We start from the raw sequence: 6142 nt of genomic DNA, 5'->3' as shown, positions 1-6142 counted from the left end.
GACAGATATTGAACGTTCCGTCAGAATGGGAGACCCTATCTCGGTTGTGCCTAACGCTGGGCCTTTCAACATGATTGAAACGACGAGCAAACTCGAACTTAATAATGATTTACGCCAATTTCTTATTGGTGATGTCGGGGTTAGCGAAGGTTGCAGTGAGTTTCTAGTCCTCAACGGTCAGCTCGAAAACGAAAGGCAAGGTGATACTTTAGCAAGAGTCTATTTCTCTTTTGATCGATCTCAGCTAACAGACGCTTCACTCTATATTTTGGATAAAATTGTAAAATTAGCTTCTTTATCTAGCAGCAAGTTTTTGCTTGATGGTCATACTGACAGTGTTGGAAGTCCTGATTACAATTTGGCGCTTGGTGAACAGCGTGCAAAGTCAGTAGCGTTTTATCTTCAATCAAAAGGGGTTGAAGGGGTTAGTACTCTATCAAGTGGCGAGTTTACGCCTGTAGACACTAACTCCACTACTCAGGGGCGCGCGAATAACCGACGTGTTGAAGTGATGGTTAATTAGTTTCTATACAAGAAAGGATACAATTTTCGATTGTATCCTTTCTATTGCTTAGTCTTCTTTGAGAGTCATAAACCCAAAATAAATGCGCATAAAAGTAGTTACCCAGCAAGCGGCACCAAAGGTGTACGCGATAATTGCAAAGTGCTGAGGCCAAATACAAAAAGCAATAAAACTCGCTATGGTTTCCGTTCCCTCGGTTAACCCTGACATATAGTAAAGCGACTTGTTCTTATAGACAGGGTTTTCAATACCCTGTTTCCCAGCCATTACGGCGAAAGCTAAAAAGCTGCTCCCTGTACCAATGAAAGAGAAAATTAAAAATGCACCTGCAATCGCATTTTGTTCAGGAGCTGCGATCACGAACCCAAATGGGATTAACGAATAGAATAAAAAGTCTAAACTGATATCAAGAAAGCCTCCAGCATCAGTAATACCTTGAAGTCGCGCTAAGGCGCCATCTAGACCATCACATATTCTATTCAATACGATAAACAGTAGAGCTAGTTGGTAGTTTTGTAGCGCGAGAGCAGGAAAGGCTAAGCAGCCTAGTGCAAACCCAAATACAGTTGTTTGATTAGCAGTAACGCCAAATCTATGCAGAACTTTAGCTGTTTGTGTAAGAGGCCATTTGATGACTTTGATAGCGTATTTATCCAGCATATTATTCAGTCCATGGCCATGTTAGGGTTTTAGAGTTAGGTGGGATATCCGCTTCATCGTGGGTCACCATTAATGCCGGGATATTCGCGTTACGCATTTGTTCAAAGACCCAATCTCGAAATTGAATTCTTAGATCTTTATCGAGTTTACTAAATGGTTCGTCTAACAAAACCAGTTTCGGATTCGCCAATAGCATTCGGCTTAAACTCACTCTAGCACGTTGCCCCCCTGAGATTTGTTCTGGGTAAGAGTTCGCAATTTTAGGTAGAGATAAGGTATTAAGGCATTCTAATGCTTTTTCTTTTCGCTCATTTTTTGCAATTGAATTAGGTAATGCAAAAGCTAAATTTTCCCAGACTGTTAAATGAGGGAAAAGCATATCGTCTTGAAAGAGAATACCAATTTCGCGTAGGTGTGCAGGCAAGCTATCAACCGATTTCCCTTCCAACAGTATTTCCCCACGGTAATTAAATTCATTAGATAAGTGACCAGCAACCACACTTAGTAGTGTCGATTTTCCACACCCACTAGGCCCCATCAGTGTTAGCACTTCCCCTTTTTCAATGGTCAGGTTTACCTGTGGGAATAAGGCTTCTCCATTACTTCTATGGATGGCGAGGTTTTTTAGACAAAGACTCATGGGTATTTGAACTCGTAATTGTGATTGCAGAAGGCCGTCTTTTGTAGCGAGAAACTAGTACAGCCAAACTAAAGAAGACTAAAGGTAATAGAGTTTGCCAAATGGCATAAATCGCAGTGACACGGCGGTCAAACCCACTGGAAAGGGCAACGGCTTCAGTTGTAATAGTGCTTATTCTTCCTGCACCTAATATCAAGGTTGGTAAATATTGGGTTAGGCTGACACTGGCACCAACAGCCCAGGCAAATATTACAGCAGAAAACAGTATTGGTAATTTAATAGACAACCAAGTTTGTAATGGTGACTTTCCAAGGCTGAGAGCAATTCGTGTATAGCCTTGTTCGTAACTTCTCCAAGGACCATCTAGTGCTAAATAGACAAACGGGAAGGCAAAGAATACATGTGACCACACCACCCATAGAAAGTAACTTTCGCTAGACAGAACTAAGGTAACGATTTGTAAACCAAACAGTATTGAAAGCTGAGGAATAAGCATAGGTAAAGCAATGATGTATCCCGGGATTTGCAACCGATACTTGATGCGATATTCATGAGCGATTACAGCCAGAATAAGCGCAGCCGTTGCAGCTACCACCGCAATAAGTAAACTTTCATAGATTGTCGGGATTACATTTGACCATTCTACTATCCAAAAACGTTCGCTAAATCGGCTCGGAATGAGATCTGGAAAGCGCCAGCGATGTGCGATGCTCCAAAGGATCGTGATAGGAATAATCAGTACGCTAACTAAGAGGACAGAAAAGAAAATAGAGCTACCAGGAAGAGCGATACCGTACCTTCCGGAATACTGCCAACTGCGCCACTTACACGTCAAAAACCATTCAACAATACGTGCAAAGTAAATAATAAGACTAGCAAGTATGAGTAAGAGGATTGCCGCCGCTGCAGCGCGAGGAAGAAGGTTTAAGTTGGGTTCATTGAACCATTGCCAAATTAAGACAGCAAAAGTCGGGGGGTTAGTAGGGCCAATGATCAACGCGACGTCCACAACCGAGAGGCTGTAAGCAAGAACGGCTAGCATTGGGAAGCGCATTTTTTTAAGCCACTGAGGGAAAATACATTTCCACCACATCTGCTGGTTACTGTAGCCTAAAGATGCGCTGACTTTTGTTGTTTGGTCAACTTTAAGTTGGCTGAGTATCGGAATGCTCATGAGCAACAAAAAGGGGATTTCTTTTATCGCTAGAGCTAGAGCTAAACCAAGCCCGTACTCATCTTTGATCAGTAAGCTAAGGCTAGAACTACCCACATTAAGCCAACTGTCATCGAATAAGTTTGTTGTTAGTCGAGCGATGACGCCTGTTGGAGAAAATAAAAAGGCAAAGCCAATAGCAAACGCGACGTGAGGCATCGCAAGCAAGGGGGAGAGTGATAACTCAATGCGTTTCCAAGCTTTGCTTCCCCAGCATCGCTGGAGTATGGAAAATGTGAGGAAGCAAGCCACGTAGCTGGAAAGTAGGGTTGTAAATACGGTTAAACCGATGGAAGTGAACACGCCCTCCCATCCGAAAACCTCTCTAAACCCGTTAAACGAAAACTCAGATAATCCAATCGGCGGAATGTAGCCGAACGCTGCCAGCAACACACCGCTTATACCAGGGATTGTTGGTAACATGCAGATTAAAATGACACAAATATAAAGCAGTCGGAGCATCGTTTCCCGGATCTATAAAAAGTGAAATGGCCGTAGAGGTCTAGTTACCGTAGCGCTTAAGCCACTCTTTTTCTAACGCCGACTGCCAGCTTGGATGTGGTTCATCGACAGATTTAAATTGTTGAGTGTTTTTGGCAGAGCCTTCCAAGTATTGAGTGCTAAGTACAGACGGGTCACCCCAAACATTCAAGTCACCTTTACGAGATTGCGCTTCAGGGCTAAGTAAGAAGTTAATGGTAACCATCGCACCTTCTCGGCCTGCTGCATTCCAAGGGATAGCGAGGAAGTGAATGTTAGAAAGTGCACCTGTTTCTAAAGCGTAGGCTGTGGTTGTTTCTGATAGCTTGCCGCTAATTTGTGATGAATATACGGCATTAGGGTTGAAAGTGATAGCGAGGTCTAACTGACCATCATCAAGTAGCTGGATACTTTCTGCTGTGCCTGCTGGGAACTGTTTGCCATTACGCCAAGCGTATTTATGGAATTCATCAAGATACTTCCACAGTGGTGCGGTGACTATTGCGAAATCTTGTTCGTTTACAGGGCGGTATAAAGAGGCATCTCTATTGGTTAATTCAAGTAACAGTGCTTTCAAGAAGCTAGTGCCATGAAATTCTGGTGGACGAGGGTAACTCAAACGGTTAGGGAAAGCTTTTGCGTAGCTCAGCATCTCTTTGAACGTTTGAGGTGGGTTATTCAGAGTTTTCTGATCATGAATAAACACCAACTGGCCTAATCCCCAAGGGGCTTCAAGACCGTTCGTTGGTTCTGAAAAATCCAAGGTTACGGGTAAAGATTTATCAACATACTGCCAGTTTGGTAACTGCTCAACGAATGGTCCATGTAATAGCTGGTTGTCTTTCATTGATTTGAAATTTTCACCATTGATCCATACCAAATCAACGCTACCGCCTGTCGTTTTTCCTGCGGCTTTTTCTGCAATGAGACGAGGAGTTGTTTCAGCGATGTCGGTTACTTTGACATGCTTAAGAGTGACACCATGTTGTTGCTGTAACCGTTTTCCTGCCCACTGAATGTAGTTATTGATTTCTTGGCTGCCACCCCACGCGTGAAAGTAGACAGTTTGTCCTTGAGCCTTTTCTTCAACTTCAAGCCAATCCTCGTTTTGAGCGAGTGAGTGAGAGCTTAAAAATAAGCCCATTAAACAAAGCAGTTTTTTCATAGTGTGTTCCATGCGGTAGGTTAAGCAGCATCATGCTAGGTAACGAAATCGAGTAACATTATGAATGATCTAATGTTCCAAGTTATCTATTTAATTATTGTTAATAGTTTCAAGTAATTAAGTATATATAATCGTAACACTATTTTCCGCTGTTCCTCAGAAAAAGAATGTGTAGTAAGCAGACCGTGAATGATTCGAATAAATTTCATAGATAAGTACGAATACTGACATTTTTATAATTCGTGGATTAGCGTAGGGAAGTGAAGCGGGGGAGTTAGAGCTGTGTGGGGAATTTTAAAGATAAAAAAGGCGGCTAGAGAATACTCTGCCGCCTTAATCGTATCTGTAATATTACTCGTTACTAAGGGAGTTAGTTAACCCAGTCACGCAGTGTGTAAGTAAGAGTGTGAGCATCGTTCTCAAGCACTAATGTATCTTTAGTAAGAGTGATGTCACTCCAATCAGATAGTGTTGCTGATACAGCGCGTTCGATGTTCATTTCTGTATCTGGACACATCTTCATCGTCATGCCCATTTGTTTGATGCGGAACTGACCTTGTTCATTTAGCTCTGCTTGGCCAAAAAAGTTGTTACAGCCAGCATTACCATTCGCTGTCATCTTTTCAGCAACTTCAAGGCGTGGAGCTTGTTGCTGTTCATTTACAACAATATCTTTACCGTCAATTTGCGCTAATTCCCAGTTATGGTGTTGCAAATCTGTTGGCGTTACTTCAGCCATGTTGTCACCGTTACTTGCACAAGCGGCAAGAAGAATAGGAAGCGTTGATACAGCCAATAATTTTTTTGAACTAAACTTCATAGTAATAGACTCCAGATTGAAGTTACTGAGCAGCGTGAGAGGTGGCTGCTTAATGTGGAGGAGTATAGTCAATAAAACACTGTTTTTGTCAATATAAGGTCATAGTTTCGTATGCTTCACAGTGTATTGTCATGGAAACATGTTTTTGACTGAATTAGGCTATGGTAGCGGAAAAAGGAGGACGCTATGGAGCAATTAGAGTTCTTTCAAGTACCTAGCCCATGTGTTGGAGTATGTACTGTCGATAATAAAGGCTATTGCAATGGTTGTATGCGAAAGCGAGAAGAGCGTTTCAATTGGCTAACCATGACGCCTGCGCAACAACTGCATGTTATTAAGCTATGTCGACAACGCTACATTAGGAAAGTTGCTGCTCAAAAAGTGCAGGTAGTTAGTGAACAAGCCCCCACTAAAGGCGATCAAGGTGAACTGTTTTGATGCGAGAGGTTTCCACTTTTTATTCGCTTATTCGCTTATTCGCTTATTCGCTTATTAGCTTATTCGTCTATTCGTCTATTGGCTATTTTTGCAAAACCAAAACCAAAACCAAAACCAAAACCAAAACACGCCTCAGCTAAACTTTTGATGTAAAGATACGTGATGTTACACACCCTTAAATAGATGTTACACACCCTTAAATA

The 6142-nt window shown here is 42.1% G+C and carries 7 protein-coding genes; 2 read left to right on the top strand and 5 right to left on the bottom strand.

The features are described 5' to 3' along the window. Positions 1-523 (top strand): OmpA family protein (locus L4C33_RS18610; RefSeq protein ID WP_428813904.1); only part of this gene is annotated, 523 nt, incomplete at its 5' end. Between the two features lie 48 nt (positions 524-571). Here the strand turns inward: L4C33_RS18610 and L4C33_RS18605 are convergent. From L4C33_RS18605 to L4C33_RS18585, 5 genes are all read right to left on the bottom strand, one after another. After that, entirely contained in the window at positions 572-1183 is a 612-nt protein-coding gene (locus L4C33_RS18605; protein ID WP_428813903.1) for a CDP-alcohol phosphatidyltransferase family protein, read from the bottom strand. Between the two features lies 1 nt (position 1184). Beyond that, positions 1185-1823 carry an ATP-binding cassette domain-containing protein gene (locus L4C33_RS18600; protein WP_428813902.1) on the bottom strand — a complete coding sequence of 213 codons (639 nt, stop codon included), beginning with the start codon at positions 1821-1823 and terminating at the stop codon, positions 1185-1187. After that, on the bottom strand, positions 1789-3498 hold the full coding sequence (locus tag L4C33_RS18595) for an ABC transporter permease (RefSeq protein ID WP_428813901.1): 1710 nt from the start codon (positions 3496-3498) through the stop codon (positions 1789-1791). The genes L4C33_RS18600 and L4C33_RS18595 overlap by 35 nt, the downstream gene beginning before the upstream one ends. Positions 3499-3538: 40 nt before the next feature. Further along, positions 3539-4681, bottom strand: coding sequence for an ABC transporter substrate-binding protein (locus tag L4C33_RS18590; protein ID WP_428813900.1), 1143 nt, complete (start codon positions 4679-4681; stop codon positions 3539-3541). Positions 4682-5051: 370 nt separating this feature from the next. Further along, complete coding sequence (locus tag L4C33_RS18585; protein WP_428813899.1) at positions 5052-5501, bottom strand: META domain-containing protein; 450 nt, start codon at positions 5499-5501, stop codon at positions 5052-5054. Between the two features lie 186 nt (positions 5502-5687). Between L4C33_RS18585 and L4C33_RS18580 the strand changes: the two genes are divergently transcribed. Continuing rightward, a complete protein-coding gene (locus tag L4C33_RS18580; protein ID WP_428813898.1) occupies positions 5688-5939 on the top strand; it encodes a DUF1289 domain-containing protein in 252 nt (83 codons plus the stop codon). The last annotated feature ends 203 nt before the right edge of the window (positions 5940-6142 follow it).

Origin of the sequence: Vibrio makurazakiensis, from assembly GCF_050337375.1 — a bacterium.
In the GTDB taxonomy this organism is placed as follows: domain Bacteria; phylum Pseudomonadota; class Gammaproteobacteria; order Enterobacterales; family Vibrionaceae; genus Vibrio; species Vibrio makurazakiensis.
The sequence above is the reverse complement of the archived record's forward strand: the minus strand, read 5'-3'. Positions and strand labels throughout refer to the sequence as shown.